The organism is Streptomyces sp. NPDC005805 (assembly GCF_040630445.1).
In the GTDB taxonomy this organism is placed as follows: Bacteria; Actinomycetota; Actinomycetes; order Streptomycetales; family Streptomycetaceae; genus Streptomyces.
Window position 1 is genome coordinate 107524 of sequence record NZ_JBEXXN010000005.1, and the last position, 15047, is coordinate 122570.

General features: G+C 71.9%; 13 protein-coding genes. 3 read left to right on the forward strand and 10 right to left on the reverse strand.

Annotated features, from left to right (window positions below):
- Window positions 1–117: 117 nt before the first annotated feature.
- The gene (locus tag ABZ457_RS05050) at window positions 118–1065 is read right to left on the reverse strand and encodes a LysR family transcriptional regulator (RefSeq protein ID WP_359153969.1); all 948 of its coding nucleotides are present in this window, start codon (window positions 1063–1065) and stop codon (window positions 118–120) included.
- 62 nt (window positions 1066–1127) lie between these two features.
- Here ABZ457_RS05050 and ABZ457_RS05055 point away from each other — a divergent pair, with 62 nt between their 5' ends.
- From ABZ457_RS05055 to ABZ457_RS05065, 3 genes are all read left to right on the forward strand, one after another.
- Window positions 1128–2432, forward strand: a complete 1305-nt coding sequence (locus tag ABZ457_RS05055) for an MFS transporter (protein ID WP_359153971.1) — start codon at window positions 1128–1130, stop codon at window positions 2430–2432.
- Window positions 2433–2587: 155 nt separating this feature from the next.
- Window positions 2588–3283, forward strand: a complete 696-nt coding sequence (locus tag ABZ457_RS05060) for a L,D-transpeptidase family protein (protein WP_359153973.1) — start codon at window positions 2588–2590, stop codon at window positions 3281–3283.
- Between the two features lie 76 nt (window positions 3284–3359).
- A complete protein-coding gene (locus tag ABZ457_RS05065) occupies window positions 3360–4361 on the forward strand; it encodes a sigma-70 family RNA polymerase sigma factor (RefSeq protein ID WP_359153975.1) in 1002 nt (333 codons plus the stop codon).
- Window positions 4362–4388: 27 nt separating this feature from the next.
- On the opposite strand, the gene ABZ457_RS05070 is transcribed toward ABZ457_RS05065, so the two are convergent.
- The 9 genes from ABZ457_RS05070 to ABZ457_RS05110 form a co-directional block, all read right to left on the reverse strand.
- Window positions 4389–4802 carry an STAS domain-containing protein gene (locus tag ABZ457_RS05070; RefSeq protein ID WP_359153977.1) on the reverse strand — a complete coding sequence of 138 codons (414 nt, stop codon included), beginning with the start codon at window positions 4800–4802 and terminating at the stop codon, window positions 4389–4391.
- Between the two features lie 33 nt (window positions 4803–4835).
- Entirely contained in the window at window positions 4836–6113 is a 1278-nt protein-coding gene (locus ABZ457_RS05075) for a thymidine phosphorylase (protein ID WP_359153979.1), read from the reverse strand.
- 288 nt (window positions 6114–6401) lie between these two features.
- Window positions 6402–6806 (reverse strand): cytidine deaminase, encoded by a 405-nt coding sequence (locus tag ABZ457_RS05080; protein ID WP_359153981.1) that lies wholly within the window; start codon window positions 6804–6806, stop codon window positions 6402–6404.
- A complete protein-coding gene (locus tag ABZ457_RS05085; RefSeq protein ID WP_359153983.1) occupies window positions 6803–8074 on the reverse strand; it encodes an ABC transporter permease in 1272 nt (423 codons plus the stop codon). Before ABZ457_RS05085 ends, ABZ457_RS05080 begins: the two co-directional genes overlap by 4 nt.
- Window positions 8071–9180 (reverse strand): ABC transporter permease, encoded by a 1110-nt coding sequence (locus ABZ457_RS05090; protein WP_359153985.1) that lies wholly within the window; start codon window positions 9178–9180, stop codon window positions 8071–8073. The genes ABZ457_RS05085 and ABZ457_RS05090 overlap by 4 nt, the downstream gene beginning before the upstream one ends.
- The gene (locus ABZ457_RS05095) at window positions 9177–10838 is read right to left on the reverse strand and encodes an ABC transporter ATP-binding protein (RefSeq protein WP_359154104.1); all 1662 of its coding nucleotides are present in this window, start codon (window positions 10836–10838) and stop codon (window positions 9177–9179) included. The genes ABZ457_RS05090 and ABZ457_RS05095 overlap by 4 nt, the downstream gene beginning before the upstream one ends.
- A gap of 277 nt (window positions 10839–11115) precedes the next feature.
- Complete coding sequence (locus ABZ457_RS05100) at window positions 11116–12168, reverse strand: BMP family ABC transporter substrate-binding protein (protein WP_359153987.1); 1053 nt, start codon at window positions 12166–12168, stop codon at window positions 11116–11118.
- Between the two features lie 302 nt (window positions 12169–12470).
- Entirely contained in the window at window positions 12471–13757 is a 1287-nt protein-coding gene (locus ABZ457_RS05105; RefSeq protein WP_359153989.1) for an amidohydrolase, read from the reverse strand.
- A gap of 252 nt (window positions 13758–14009) precedes the next feature.
- Window positions 14010–15038, reverse strand: coding sequence for a hypothetical protein (locus ABZ457_RS05110; protein WP_359153991.1), 1029 nt, complete (start codon window positions 15036–15038; stop codon window positions 14010–14012).
- Between the last annotated feature and the right edge of the window lie 9 nt (window positions 15039–15047).

Sequence of the window (15047 nt, forward strand, 5' to 3'; positions counted from 1 at the left end):
CCGTGCATGAGCCCCGGAGGGGCCACGAGACCAGCCTCCCGGACCGGGCCCCGCACAAGCAACGCCCCCCACCACAGCGCCGCACGCAAGCAACGCCCCACCACAACGCGCACGCGGCTACAGCAACGCCCCCCGCCGCGACAGCAGAAACCGCTTGAACGCCGCCACCGGCGGCGTGTCCGGGTGCCCGTCCAGCCACGCCACCCCGATCTCCCGTACCGCCCTCGGCGCCGTGACCGTCAGCTCCACCACCCCCGGCCGCGCCACCGCCGGCGGCGGCAGCAGCGCCACCCCCAGTCCCGCCGCCACCAGCCCCCGCAGCGTCTCCGCCTCCTCCCCCTCGAAGGCGACCCGCGGCACGAACCCCGCCTGCGCGCACAGGTCGTCCGTGATCCGCCGCAGCCCGTACCCCGGTTCCAGCGTCACGAAGGTCTCCTCCGCCGCCTCCGCCAGCCGCACCCGCTTGCGCGAGGCCAGGCGGTGGTCGTCCGGGACGACCAGCCGCAGCCGCTGCTCGTCGAGCCGCCGCGCCACCAGGTCCGGCGCGTCCGGCACCGGCGAGGTGAGGCACAGGTCCAGGTCCCCCGCCCGCAGCCGCTCGATCATCGCCTCGCCGTAGTTCTGCACCAGCGTGAACCGGATGCGCGGATGGTCTGCCCGAAAAGCACGGATCAGCGACGGCACCGTCTCCGACCCCATCGTGTGCAGGAACCCGAACGCGACCTTCCCCGCCGCCGGGTCCGCGTCCGCCCGCACCGACTCCGCCGCGCGTTCCACCTCCGCGAGGGCCCGTTCCGCCGAGGCGAGGAACGCGCGCCCCGCCGGTGTCAGCGAGACCGTGCGCCCCCGGCGCGCGAAGAGCGTCACCCCGAGGTCCTCCTCCAGCCGGACCATCGCCCGGGAGAGGGTCGACTGCGGGACGCCCATCTCCTGTGCGGCGCGGGTCACATGCTCCTGCCGGGCGACGCCCACGAAGTACGCGAGCCGCGGCGCGAGCTGCATCGCGATGTCTTCTTCGTAACTGCCCGGTGACAGCCGTGGCCCTGAACTGCGCTCATGCACCATGGGAACGATTATGGCCATTCCATGCATTGGACGCATGAAAAAGCCGTGCCTACCTTCGGGGTATGCCTTCCGCCAGTACCAAGGCGTCCACCACCGTGGACGCCGTCCCGCCGTCCCCTTCCGCACCCCAGCTCCCCGCCGAGCCCGCCGGCCCCGCCGACACGCGCCTCGCCCCCGGCACCCCGGCCTACCGGCGCCTCAACCTGGCCCTGTTCGCCGCCGGTCTGGCGACCTTCGCCCTCCTCTACTCGACGCAGGCCCTGCTGCCCGCCGTCTCCGCCGGTTTCGGCGTGACCGCGTCCGCGGCGAGCTGGACGGTCTCGGCGGCGACCGGCGCCCTGGCCCTCTTCGTCCTCCCGATGAGCGCCCTCTCCGAGCGCGTCGGCCGGACCCGGATGATGCACGTCTCCCTCGCCGTGGCCGTGGCGGTCGGCCTGCTGGTGCCCTTCGCGCCGAACTTGGAGTCGCTGGTGGCGCTGCGCGCCGTGCAGGGCGCGGCCCTCGCCGGGCTGCCCGCCTCCGCGATGGCGTACCTCGCGGAGGAGGTGCGCCCGAAGGCGCTGGTCGCGGCGATCGGCCTGTTCGTGGCGGGCAACAGCATCGGCGGGATGAGCGGCCGCATCGTGACCGGCTGGGTCGCGCAGCTCGGCGGCTGGCGCTGGGCGCTGGCGGCGGTCGGCGTGCTGGCCCTGGTCTGCGCGCTGGTGTTCCGCGTCCTGCTGCCGAAGGCACGTCACTTCACCCCCGGCACGCTGAACCCGCGGGCGCTGGCCCGCACGGTCCGCGGCCACCTCGCCGACCCCCTGCTGCTGCGGCTGTACGCGATCGGCGCGCTGTTCATGACGGTGTTCGGCGCGGTCTACACGGTGATCGGCTACCGGCTGGTGGAGGCGCCGTTCAGCCTGCCGCAGGGTGTGATCGGCTCGGTCTTCCTGGTGTACCTGGTGGGCACGGTCTCCTCGGCGGCGGCCGGGCGGCTGGTCGGCCGGCTCGGGCGGCGCGGCGCGCTGTACCTCGCGGTGACGACGACGGCCGCCGGGCTGCTGCTCTCCCTGGCGGACTCCCTCCCCTCGGTCCTCGCCGGTCTGGTGCTGATCACGGCCGGCTTCTTCGCGGGCCACGCGGTCGCCTCCTCCTCGGTCAGCCGGACCGCGAAGACCGGCCGCGCGCAGGCGTCGGCGCTCTACCAGTCCGCGTACTACCTGGGCAGCAGCGCGGGCGGCACGCTGGGCGCGGTCGCCTTCCACGCGGGCGGCTGGGCCGGGACGGTGGCGCTGGGGCTGCTCGCGGTACTGGGCGTCGTCTCGATCACCCTCTACGGGACGCACGCCGCCCGCGCGCACGACCGCCGCCTCGCGACGGCCTGACCGCGGGGGCCGGCCCCCTCCCGGCCCCTTTCTCCCGGGTAACGGTTCCGCACGTGCCAGATTCGTGTTCTGTCCGTGCAACTGATACCGCCTCTAAGGTGTCTCAACCGGCAGGACCTCCCAACCGGAAGTCAATCAAAGGGGAGTTGGGGAACATGAGGGGCATATCGGGACGTACGGGTGTGGTGCTGGGGCTCACGGGGCTGCTGGTACCGCTGACCGCCGTCCTCGGCAGCGGGACCGCCCAGGCGGCGTCCTGTACGACGTCGACGGGACCGCACCAGAAGCAGGTGGAGAAGTTCCTCGGCCGTCCGGTCGACGGAAAGCAGTCGTCGGCCGACTGCAAGGCCATCCGCGCCTTCCAGTCCAAGCACGGCATCACGCCGACCATCGGCTACGCGGGCCCGCTGACCTGGCGCACGATGAACACGATGAACGAGCAGAAGGCGGCCGGGAAGAACCCGAACAAGGCCGGCAAGTGCCCGACGAACAAGGGCCGTATCGCCTGCGTCGACCTCACGCGCCAGCTGAGCTGGATCCAGGACGGCAAGAAGCTGAAGTTCGGCCCGGTCCCGGTGCGCACCGGCAAGGACGGCACGGAGACCCGTACCGGCGCCAAGAAGATCTACTGGCGCAGCATCAACCACTGGTCGACGCTCTACAACGTGCGGATGCCCTACTCGCAGTTCTTCGACGGCGGACAGGCCTTCCACTCCACCACGAAGTCCATGTGGAACCCGCCGGGCTCCGGGGGCTGCGTCAATATGCGGCCCGCCGACGCGAAGGCATACTGGAACCTGTTGAAGAACGGCGACGACGTGTACGTGTACGGGCGCAAGCCCGGAACCTGACCCGCGCTGTCGGTGCCCTCCTGTAGGTTCCCCGGGACCGGTGCCGATGTGACAGACGGGTGACAGGGGTGGACCGATGAGTGACCTCGCGACGACGCGGGACCTGGATTCCAGACTGGAGCAGCACCGCCGGGAGCTGACCGGCTACTGCTACCGGATGCTGGGTTCGTCCTTCGAGGCCGAGGACGCCGTGCAGGACACGATGGTCCGCGCCTGGCGCAGCATCGACACCTTCGAGGGCCGCTCCTCGCTGCGCTCCTGGCTGTACCGCATCGCGACCAACGTCTGCCTCGACATGCTGAACGCGGCGGGCCGGCGGGCCCGCCCGATGGACCTGTCCGGCCCCACCCCGGTCGCGCAGGCACAGCTCAACGCCCGTCCGGAGATCACCTGGCTGGAGCCGGTGCCGGACGGGCGGGTGCTGCCGTCGGTGGCGGACCCGGCGGAGACGGCGGTGGAGGGGGAGTCGATCCGGCTGGCCTTCATGGCGGCCCTCCAGCATCTGCCGCCCAAGCAGCGGGCGGTGCTGATCCTGCGGGAGGTGCTGGCCTGGAAGGCGAGCGAGGTCGCCGAACTGCTGGACACCACGGTCGCCTCGGTCAACAGCGCCCTCCAGCGCGCCCGGGCCACCCTCGCCGATCACCGGCCGGGCACGGCGGACGCGGCCGATCCGCTCGACGAGGAGCAGCAGGAGCTGCTGAACCGCTATGTGGCCGCGTTCGAGGGCTACGACATGAAGGCCCTGACCGCGCTCCTCCACGAGGACGCCACGATGTCCATGCCGCCGTACGACCTCTGGCTGCGCGGCCACGACGACATCACCGGCTGGATGCTGGGCGTCGGCGAGGTCTGCCGCGGCTCCCGACTGGTCCCCACCGTCGCCAACGGCGTCCCGGCCTTCGCCCACTACCACCCCCGCCAGGACGGCGAGGGGTACGAGCCGTGGGCCCTGATCGTCCTGGAGCTGCGGGACGGCAAGGTCGGCGGGATGGACTTCTTCCTCGACACCAAGCGCTGGTTCCCGCTCTTCGACCTGCCGGACGCCCTGGACAAGGACGGGTCGCCGGTCGCGGGGTAGTCGTCTCCGGGCCGGCGGCAGGCCCGCTCACTGCGGGGGCCCCGCGCGGGCGATCTCGCCGAGGCCCGCCGGGCCGGTCAGGCCCATGAGGCCCAGCAGAAGGCGGAGTTCGGCCCCGGCGCCGGTGAGGTGGACGCGGGTGCCGTGGCGGCGGGCGGTGAGCTGGAGCCGGGTGAGCACCTCGACGGCCGCGAGGTCGGCGCGGGTCAGCCCGGCGACGTCGACCAGGACCGGCGCGGGCCCGGGCACCGGCTCCCCCGCCGCGTCGGGTGGGGCGTCGGGTCCGGCGGGCCCGTCGTCCCGGAGGCGTTCACGGAACCTCCCGGTCAGTTCCTCGCACAGGCGTGGCGCATCGCCCGGGGCCAGTCCCCCGGTGATGCGCATGACGATCGGCTGCTCGGCGTCCACATGGGGGTGACCGGCCGCCGGGCGGGAAGTCATCGGCGGCCGGTCACCCGAGGGGGCGTCCCCGGGTCAGGCGATGCGCTCCAGCACGACCGGCCGCGCCTCGTACGCCGTGCCCGCCGGGGCGATGTCGTACGCGGAGCCCAGGGCGTCGAGGGCGTAGCCGAACTTCTCCGGAGTGTCCGTGTGCAGGGTCAGCAGGGGCTGGCCCTCGGTGACGGTGTCGCCCGGCTTGGCGTGGAGCTCGACGCCCGCGCCGGCCTGCACCGGGTCCTCCTTGCGGGCGCGGCCCGCGCCGAGGCGCCAGGCGGCGATGCCGACGCCGTAGGCGTCGAGGCGGGTCAGCACACCGGAGGACGGCGCGGTGACGACGTGCTGCTCGCGGGCGACGGGCAGGGCCGCGTCCGGGTCGCCGCCCTGGGCCGCGATCATCCGGCGCCAGACGTCCATGGCGGAGCCGTCGGCCAGCGCCTTGGCGGGGTCGGCGTCCTTGATGCCGGCCGCGTCGAGCATCTCCCGGGCGAGGGCGAGGGTCAGCTCGACGACGTCGGCGGGGCCGCCGCCGGCCAGGACCTCGACGGACTCGCGGACCTCCAGGGCGTTGCCCGCGGTGAGGCCGAGCGGGGTGGACATGTCGGTGAGCAGGGCGACGGTGCGCACCCCGCTGTCGGTGCCGAGGCCGACCATGGTGGCGGCCAGTTCGCGGGCGTCCTCGATGTTCTTCATGAAGGCGCCGGTGCCGACCTTGACGTCGAGGACGAGGGAGCCGGTGCCCTCGGCGATCTTCTTGGACATGATCGAGGAGGCGATCAGCGGGATGGCCTCGACGGTGCCGGTGACGTCGCGCAGGGCGTAGAGCTTCTTGTCGGCGGGGGCCAGGCCGTCGCCCGCGGCGCAGATGACGGCGCCGGTGGTGTCCAGGACGTTCAGCATCTCCTCGTTGGAGAGCAGGGCGCGCCAGCCGGGGATGGACTCCAGCTTGTCGAGGGTGCCGCCGGTGTGGCCGAGGCCGCGGCCGGAGAGCTGCGGGACGGCGGCGCCGCAGGCGGCGACCAGCGGGGCGAGCGGCAGGGTGATCTTGTCGCCGACGCCGCCGGTGGAGTGCTTGTCGGCGGTCGGGCGGGAGAGCGAGGAGAAGTCCATGCGCTCGCCGGAGGCGATCATGGCGGCGGTCCAGCGGGCGATCTCCGTGCGGTTCATGCCGTTGAGCAGGATCGCCATGGCGAGGGCGGACATCTGCTCGTCGGCGACCGCGCCGCGGGTGTAGGCGTCGATGACCCAGTCGATCTGCTCGCCGCTCAGTTCGCCGCGGTCCCGCTTGGTGCGGATGACGGAGATGACGTCCATGGCATGTCCTCCAGTGGTGGCTCACCGCGCAGAGGGAGGCTCTACGCGCATAGAGCAAGGGTATGGGAGCGGCCCTCCCACCGGAGCGGAAGGGCCGCGGGGTGGCCCGGAACGGTCCGGGCCGAGCCCATGGGCTCCGGGCACATGTGTCCCGAAGCGGTGTGGCGCCGGCACGTGTGGCCCGGAGCCATGTGTCCCGAAAGCCGTGTGCCCCGAAGCCGTGTGGCGCCGGCACGTGTGGCCCGAGCCCATGTGGCCCGGAGCCACGTGCCCCGGACCCATGTGGCCTCAGCCCAGGTGCCCCGGGCCGAAGGCCTGCGGCAGCATCGCGGACAGCGGCAGGATCCCCGCCGGGGTGTCCAGCAGCAGGTCCGGCCCGCCGAACTCGTGCAGCAGCTGCCGGCACCGTCCGCACGGCACCAGGACCTCGCCCCGGCCGTCCACGCAGGCGAAGTGCGTCAGCCGCCCGCCGCCCGTCGCCTGGAGCTGCGAGACGAGCCCGCACTCGGCGCACAGGCTCAGTCCGTACGAGGCGTTCTCGACGTTGCAGCCGGTGACCACCCGGCCGTCGTCGACGAGGGCGGCGACCCCGACCGGGTAGCCCGAGTACGGCGCGTACGCGTGGGACATGGCCTCACGCGCCCGCTCCCGCAGGGCGTCCCAGTCGGCGGTCTCGACGGCCCGAGCCGTCATTTGCCCTGGCCCTTGCGGTACGGCATGCCGTTCGCCTTGGGCATCCGCAGCCGTTGCGCGGAGAGCGCGAGGACCAGCAGCGTGGTGACGTACGGCGCGGCGTCCACGAACTGGCTGGGCAGCACGTCGGTGAGCGCGTACCAGGTGAACAGCAGGGCCGAGAAGGCGCCCGCGATCACGGCCGAGAGGTACTTCTTCTTGTAGAGCTGCCAGACGACCGCGATCACCAGCAGGATCGCGAGGAGCAGCAGCATCGCGTGGACGTTCACCGCGCCGCCGCGCAGCTTGAGGCTGTCGGTGAAGCCGAAGAGGCCCGCGCCCAGCGCCATGCCGCCCGGCATCCAGTTGCCGAAGATCATCGCGGCGAGACCGATGTAGCCGCGGCCGCCGGTCTGGCCCTCCTGGTAGATACCGGTGGAGACGATCGCGAGGAACGCGCCGCCGAGGCCGGCCAGGGCGCCGGAGACGATCACGGCGATGTACTTGTACTTGTAGACGTTGACGCCCAGGGACTCGGCGGCGATCGGGTTCTCGCCGCAGGAGCGCAGGCGCAGACCGAAGGAGGTCCGCCACAGCACCCACCAGGTGCCGGGGATCAGCAGCAGGGCGACCACGGTCAGCAGGGACAGGTTGGTCACCAGACCGCCCAGCACACCGGCCAGGTCGGAGACGAAGAACCAGTGCTTGCCCTGGAGGTCGGCCAGCCAGTCGGAGAGTCCTGGAATGGTGATCCGGTCGATCTGCTCGATGCGCGGGGACTGCTTGGAGGAGCCGCCGTCCGCCTCGGCGAAGGTGAAGTTGGACATGTACCGGGTCAGGCCGGTGGCCAGGATGGTGACGGCCACACCCGAGACGATGTGGTTGACGTTGAACGTCACCGTCATCACCGCGTGCAGCAGACCGCCGACCGCGCCGCCGGCGATGCCGACGAGGACACCGGTCCAGGGGCCCCACTGGTAGCCCGCCCAGGCGCCGAACCAGGTGCCGAGGATCATCATGCCTTCGAGGCCGATGTTGATGACGCCCGCGCGCTCGGCCCAGAGGCCGCCGAGACCGGCGAGGCCGATCGGGACGGCGAGCTGAAGGGCGCCGGAGACCTGGCCGGTCGACGTGAGGTCGTCGGCGCCGCTGATCATGCGGACCAGCGAGAACAGCAGCAGCCCCGCGGCGATGATCAGGAGGATGACGGGCAGGGACAGCTTGCGGCGGCCGCCGCCCTTCTTGGGCGCGGTGCTCGCCATCGAGACCGTGCTCGTGCTCTCCGTCATGCCGCTGCCACCTCCTTGTTCTTGCGGGCCTGCGCGGCGAGTTCCTCGCCGACCTTCTGCTGCTGGCGGCGGAGCCCGTACTGGCGGACGAGTTCGTAGGACACGACGACCGAGATCACGATCAGGCCCTGCATGATGAGGGCGATCTCCCGGGGGTAGCCGGCGATGCCGAGGCCCTCCGCCGTCTTGTCCAGGAAGGCGATGAGGAGGGCGGCGAAGAAGATGCCGACCGGGTTGTTGCGGCCGAGCAGCGCGATGGTGATGGCGGTGAAGCCGACGCCGGTCGGGAAGCTCAGGCTGTAGGTGTGGGTCTGGCCCAGCAGCATCGGCATACCGGCCAGGCCCGCGACGGCGCCCGAGATCAGCATGGCGGTGAGCACCATCTTCTTGGCGTCGACGCCGCTCGCCTGGGCGGCGGACTGGCTGGCGCCGGTGGCGCGCAGGTCGAAGCCGAAGCGGGTGCGGTTGAGGACGAACCAGTAGACGATGCCGAGCGCGAAGGCGACGAAGGTGAAGCCGTAGATGGTGCCGCCGTCGAGTTCGAGGCCCGGGAACCAGCCGGACTCGGGGATCTCGCCGGTGGTCAGCTCGTTGGAGCCGGCCACCTGCTCGCCGAGGTTGGCGGGGAGGATCATCCAGGCGATCAGGCTGGTCGCGATGGCGTTCAGCATGATCGTGGAGACGACCTCGCTGACCCCGCGGGTGGTCTTGAGGATGCCCGCGATGCCGGCCCACATGGCGCCGACGAACATGGCGGTGAGCACGATCAGCAGGATGTGCAGCGGACCGGGCAGGTCCACGGAGGCGCCGACGACGGCGGCGAGCATGACCGCCAGGCGGTACTGCCCGTCGACGCCGATGTTGAAGAGGTTCATCCGGAAGCCGACGGCGACGGCGAGAGCGGCGAGGTAGTAGATGCCGGTCTGGTTCAGGATGAGGACCTGCACATCGGTGAACTCGACCTGCTCGATCATGAGCTGGTACGGCTCGAAGGCGCTGAGGCCGGAGAGGACCAGCACCACCGAGGTGAGCAGGAAGGCCACGACCAGGGCGAGCACCGGGCCGGCGAGGCCCAGGACCAGCCGGTCCTTGTCGAACTTCTTCATCGGCCCTCACCGTTCCTGGGCGTCGTGCCGTCCTGCGGCGTCGTCGTGCCGTTCTGCGGCGCGGTGCCGTCCTGCGGCGCGGTGCCGTCCTGCGGCGTCTCGGGTGCTTCGAGGTGTCCGGTGGCGGCGCCGGTCATGGCCGAGCCCAGCTCCTCGGGGGTGATGGTGGCGGGGTCGGCGTCGGCGACCAGGCGGCCGCGGTACATCACCCGCAGGGTGTCGGAGAGCCCGATGAGCTCGTCCAGGTCGGCGGAGATCAGCAGCACGGCCAGTCCCTCGCGGCGGGCCTCGCGGATCTGGTCCCAGATCTGCGCCTGCGCGCCGACGTCCACGCCGCGCGTGGGGTGGGCGGCGATGAGCAGCTTGGGCGCGTGGCTCATCTCGCGGCCGACGATCAGCTTCTGCTGGTTGCCGCCGGAGAGGGAGGCCGCGGTGACCTCGATGCCGGGCGTGCGCACGTCGTACTCGCGGACGATGCGCTCGGTGTCCTTGCGGGCGGCCTTGAGGTCGAGGACGCCCTTGCGGCTGTTGGGGGCCTCGGTGACATGGCCGAGGATGCGGTTCTCCCACAGCGGGGACTCCAGCAGGAGCCCGTGGCGGTGGCGGTCCTCGGGGATGTAGCCGATGCCGCGCTCGCGCCGCTTGCGGGTGGGCGCGTGCGAGATGTCGGCGCCGTCGAGGGAGATGGTGCCGCCGTCGGGGTCGCGCAGGCCGATCAGGGCCTCGATCAGCTCGGTCTGGCCGTTCCCCTCGACACCGGCGATGCCCATGACCTCGCCCTTGTGGATGGTGAAGTCGATTCCGGCGAGGACCTCGCGGACGATGCCGTCGGGGTCGGTCTCGGTGAGGGTCAGGCCGGTGACGTCCAGCATCGCGACGTCGGTGACGGTGGACTCGCGGGTCTCCGGCGAGGGGAGTTCGCTGCCGACCATCAGCTCGGCGAGCTGCTTGGTGGTGGTGGTCCTCGGGTCCGCCGTGCCCACGGTGGTGCCGCGGCGGATGACGGTGATGTCGTCGGCGACCGACAGGACCTCACCCAGTTTGTGCGAGATGAAGATGACGGTCAGGCCCTCGGCCTTGAGCTCGCGCAGGTTGGCGAAGAGGGCGTCGACCTCCTGCGGGACGAGGACCGCGGTGGGCTCGTCGAGGATCAGGGTGCGGGCGCCGCGGTAGAGGACCTTGAGGATCTCGACGCGCTGGCGGTCGGCGACGCCGAGGGTCTCCACCATGGCGTCGGGGCGGACGCCCAGCCCGTAGGCGTCGGAGATCTCCTTGATCTTCTTGCGGGCTCCGGCGCCGATGCCGTACAGCTTCTCGCCGCCGAGGACGACGTTCTCCAGCACGGTGAGGTTGTCGGCCAGCATGAAGTGCTGGTGGACCATGCCGATCCCGCGCGCGATGGCGTCGGACGGGCTGGAGAAGGTGACCTGCTCACCGTCGACGGTGATGGTGCCCTCGTCCGGCTTCTGCATGCCGTAGAGGATCTTCATCAGGGTCGACTTGCCGGCACCGTTCTCCCCCACCAGGGCGTGCACGGTGCCCTTGCGGATGGTGATGTCGATGTCGTGGTTGGCGACGACGCCGGGGAATCGCTTGGTGATGCCGTGCAGTTCGACGGCGGCAGCAGCCGGCGACTTTGACGGACTGGACGCGTTGATGACGCACTCTCCTTGGCGGGACAGGGCCGGGCGGGAGGGCAGGGCGGGCGCCTGCGGGCGGTGGGGGGACGGCAAAGCGGGCTGGGCGGGCAGGGGGCGGGGCGAAGTTATCGCGCCGGAGAGGGTTCTACGCGCGTAGCGATGCCGAATAGCAAAAACCGATGGCCATGGCTCTGGTCCGGGGCCCGCGGGGCGGCTGACCGCCGCCGCGGGCCCCGGGTACCGGACCGTCCGGCCCGGGAGGGGCCGGACGGATCCGACGAGCGGGCCTCGGCGGTTACGGAGCCGTCTTGACCTTGATCGTGCCGGCGATGATGTCGGCCTTGGCCTTGTCGACGGCGGAGATGACATCGGTCATCTCGGTGAAGGCCGGGTTCGAGCGGGACAGGGCGACACCGTCGTCCTCCAGCCCGTAGCGGATCTCACCGGTCTGCGGCTTGCCGTCCTGGACCGACTTGATCAGGTTGAACACGGCGCCCGAGATGTTCTTGGTCACCGAGGTCAGGATCTGGTCCTTGTAGGCGGCCAGACCCTCCTGGTTGTACTGGTCGGAGTCGACGCCGATGGCCCACTTGCCGGCCTTGGAGGTCGCCTCGATGGCACCCGCGCCCGCGAGACCGGCGGCGGAGTAGATCACGTCGGCGCCGGCGTCGAGCTGGCCCTGCGCGGCGGCCTTGCCGAGGTCGGGCTTGGAGAAGCCACCGAAGTCCGGCGGCTGCGTCAGGTACTGGACCTTGACGTTGACGTTCTTGTTGGTGTCCTTGACGCCCTGGACGAAGCCCGCCTCGAACTTCTTGATCAGCGGGGTCTCGACACCGCCGATGAAGCCGACCGTGTTGGACTTGGTCACCTTGGCGGCGGCGACGCCGGCGAGGTAGGAACCCTGCTCCTCGTTGAACACCAGGTTGGCGATGTTCGGGCCGGTCTTCGACGTGTCGTCGATGAGGCCGAAGGTGGTGTCCTTGAACTTCGGGGCGACCTCGGCGATGGCCGGGGCGTAGGCGAAGCCGACACCGATCACCGGGTTGTTGCCGGCACGGGCGAGCGAGGTCAGGCGCTGGACCTTGTCCGGGTCGCCCTCGCCTTCGCTGGGCTCCGCCTCGGTGCCGTCGACGTCGAGTTCCTTCTCGGCCTTCTCGAGACCGGCGTAGGCGGCGTCGTTGAACGACTGGTCGCCGCGGCCGCCGATGTCGTAGGCGATGGCGGCCTTGCCGCCCTTGTCGTCCGAGCTCGACGAGCCGGAGGACGAGTCGCTGCCACACGCGGTGACAGACAGTGCGAGAGCCGTGGACGCGATGCCCACGGTGGCGATCCTGGTGATCCGGCGCACTGGGAGGCTCCTTTAAACCTGACCGAAAGCGCCACTTCCGGCGCTGGGTTCGCGGCGATCGTAACGCGCGTAGATGTCAGTTAAAGACCCGTTCATCAGTCGTTATCGGATCGTCGCGAACAAGCCACGGGCCCGGCACGGCGTGCCGGGCCCGTGGCGCTTCCCGTACGGCTCCGGCGTGTCGCCGGGCCGCTACCCGGTGACAGCGGGCGGCGGGTGGGACGGTGGCGGGCGTCCTGTGTCCGGCGGACGCCCCGGAACCCGTACCGCGCGGAGTCCGGGCCGGGCCCCGCCGGGGGTGTTCAGCCGCCCGCCATGCCGTCCAGCAGGGCGGCGGCGGTGAAGAGTTCGACGCCCGCGGTGATGGACTCCTCGTCCACGTCGAAGTCCCCGCGGTGCAGATCGCGGCGGACGGTGTCGCCCGGGACGCGGACGCCGAGCCGGGCCATCGCGCCCGGGACGTGCTCCAGGTACCAGGAGAAGTCCTCGCCGCCGAGGCTCTGCTCGGTGTCCTCGATCGCATACGGTCCGCGCCGCGCGGCGTGCGCGTCGCGCAGCAGTTCGGTGACGCCGGGGTCGTTGACGACCGGCGGGACGCCGCGGATGTAGTCGATCTGGGACTTGGCGCGGTGCAGGGTGGCGATCTCGTCGATCGCCGCGTGCACCAGGTCCGGGGCCTCGCGCCAGGCCGCCAGGTCCAGGCAGCGCACGGTCCCGGAGAGTTCGGCGTGCTGGGGGATGACATTGGGCGCGTGGCCGGAGGAGATCCGGCCCCAGGTGACGGCGAGCCCGGAGCGGGCGTCGACGCGGCGGGCCAGCAGGGCGGGGACCTCGGTGGCGACCTTGGCGGCGGCGGTGACCAGGTCGGTGGTCAGATGCGGGCGGGCGGTGTGGCCGCCGGGGCCGTCGAGGGTGACCTCAAGCCGGTCGCAGGCGGAGGTGATCGGGCCGGGCCGCAGTCCGATGGAGCCCGCGTCGACCTTGGGGTCGCAGTGCACGGCCACGATCTTGCCGACGCCGTCCAGCACACCGCAGTCGACCGCGTCGGCGGCGCCGCCCGGCAGGACCTCCTCGGCGGGCTGGAAGATCAGCCGCACCGGCTGGGTCAGCAGCCCCTGCCGGTCCAGGTCGGCGAGGACCAGGCCGGCGCCGAGGACGGCGGTGGTGTGGACGTCGTGGCCGCAGGCGTGCGCCCGGTCGGGGACGGTGGAGCGGTAGGGCACCCCCGTCTTGGTGTCCGGAATCGGCAGGGCGTCGATGTCGGCGCGGAGCGCGAAGAGGGGGCGGCCCTGCGCCTCGGGCGCGTCGGTGCCGATGTCGCAGACGAGTCCGGTGCCCATCGCGAGCACCTGCGGCCGCAGTCCGGCCTGCTCCAGGCGGGCCTTGATCGCCGCCGTGGTGCGGAACTCCTGGTTGCCCAGCTCGGGGTGCATATGGAGATCGCGGCGGAACGCGATGAGCTCCGCGCGCAGCGGCTCGGACAGCCGACCGGGCAGGACGGCGTCACCCGGTGCCGCGCCCGGGTGGGCCGGGGCGCCGGGGCCGGGTCGTTCGGCTTCTTCGGACTCGCGGGACATCAACTGGTTCACCCAGTGAAGGTTATGCCCCCTTGACCGCCAACTGCCGTGCGATCAACAAAAGATCAGCCTCATAGGGGAAGAAAAGCCGGTCAGAGCGGCATGCTCGCGACACCCGGTGGGTAAACTCACTGGCTCGTCTCACCAGGTGGACACTTTTCGGCCAGGCAAGGGATCGGAGGGGGTTCCGCCGTCTCAGGGTACGGACGGCAGCGCCGCGGGATACGGACGGCAGCACACCGCTCAGTGCGGCCGGTCCGCTCTTCAAGCGGGCGCGGCGGGCCGGTGCACCCCCCGGGCCGATCCGGTGACGACGGAGAGGAAGCCCTCGGCGCGGGGCGAGGCGGAGGCGCGCAGCCACTCGGGGGCGATGTCGCAGACGGAGACCGTGACGCCGGTGCCCGCGAGGGCCAGCGGCAGGGTGTGCAGAACGGTCGACGGGAAGCTCAGCACGGCCTCCCCGATCGGCCCCCGGCGGGCGATCAGCTCCAGCGGCAGGTCCGGCCGGACCACCTCCAGTCCGGTCGCGGCGGCCAGCCGGCGCAGCTTGTCGGGGCTCTCCCGGCGGTGCGCGAAATACCGGGTCGCCCCGTGCGCCCGGGTGAGTGACACGACCGCGTCGAGGTACCGCTCGGGCTCCACCACGCCCGTCTCCACGAGGGAGGTGCCGACCAGGTCGGCCCCCCGGGTGATCCGGGGCGGCCCGAACCGGGAGCGGGTCCAGGCGTAGTCGTTGGCCCGGACGGTGATCCCGGGCGCCGGGTCGACCGGCATGGAGGTGAACACCTCGACCGGGCGGTCCGCGGAGGGGCCGAGGCGGCGGCGGGCCGCCCGGGTGACGGGCGCGAGCGCCAGCTCGCGCGGCCCGCGCCGCCCGCCGCGCCGGTGCCAGCGCACCAGCCGCTCGCCGCGGACGGCCTGCTCGACGAACTCCATGGTGGCCGTGCCGTCGTCCACGACGGTCAGCTCACGGCCGCCGGTGAGGGTCAGCAGCAGCTGGACGTAGCGGGAGAACGGGTCCCCTATGACGATCCGGTCGGCGCGGCGCAGCAGCGGGCCGAGGTCGCGGACCGTCCGCAGCGGGGCGGACGCGCCGCCGCGGGCCTCCTGCCAGCGGACGGTGTACCCCTCGTCGCGGGCCAGTTCGGCGGTCCGGCGGAGCTGGCCGCGCGACATGGGGTCGGTGGGCGACAGCACGACCACGGTCAGGGCGTCGGGGGACGCCCCTTCGGCATGGGCCCACTCCAGGGTGTTCAGGAGCTGGACCGGGCTCTCGACGAAGGCGAGATTCACGTCAGGTCA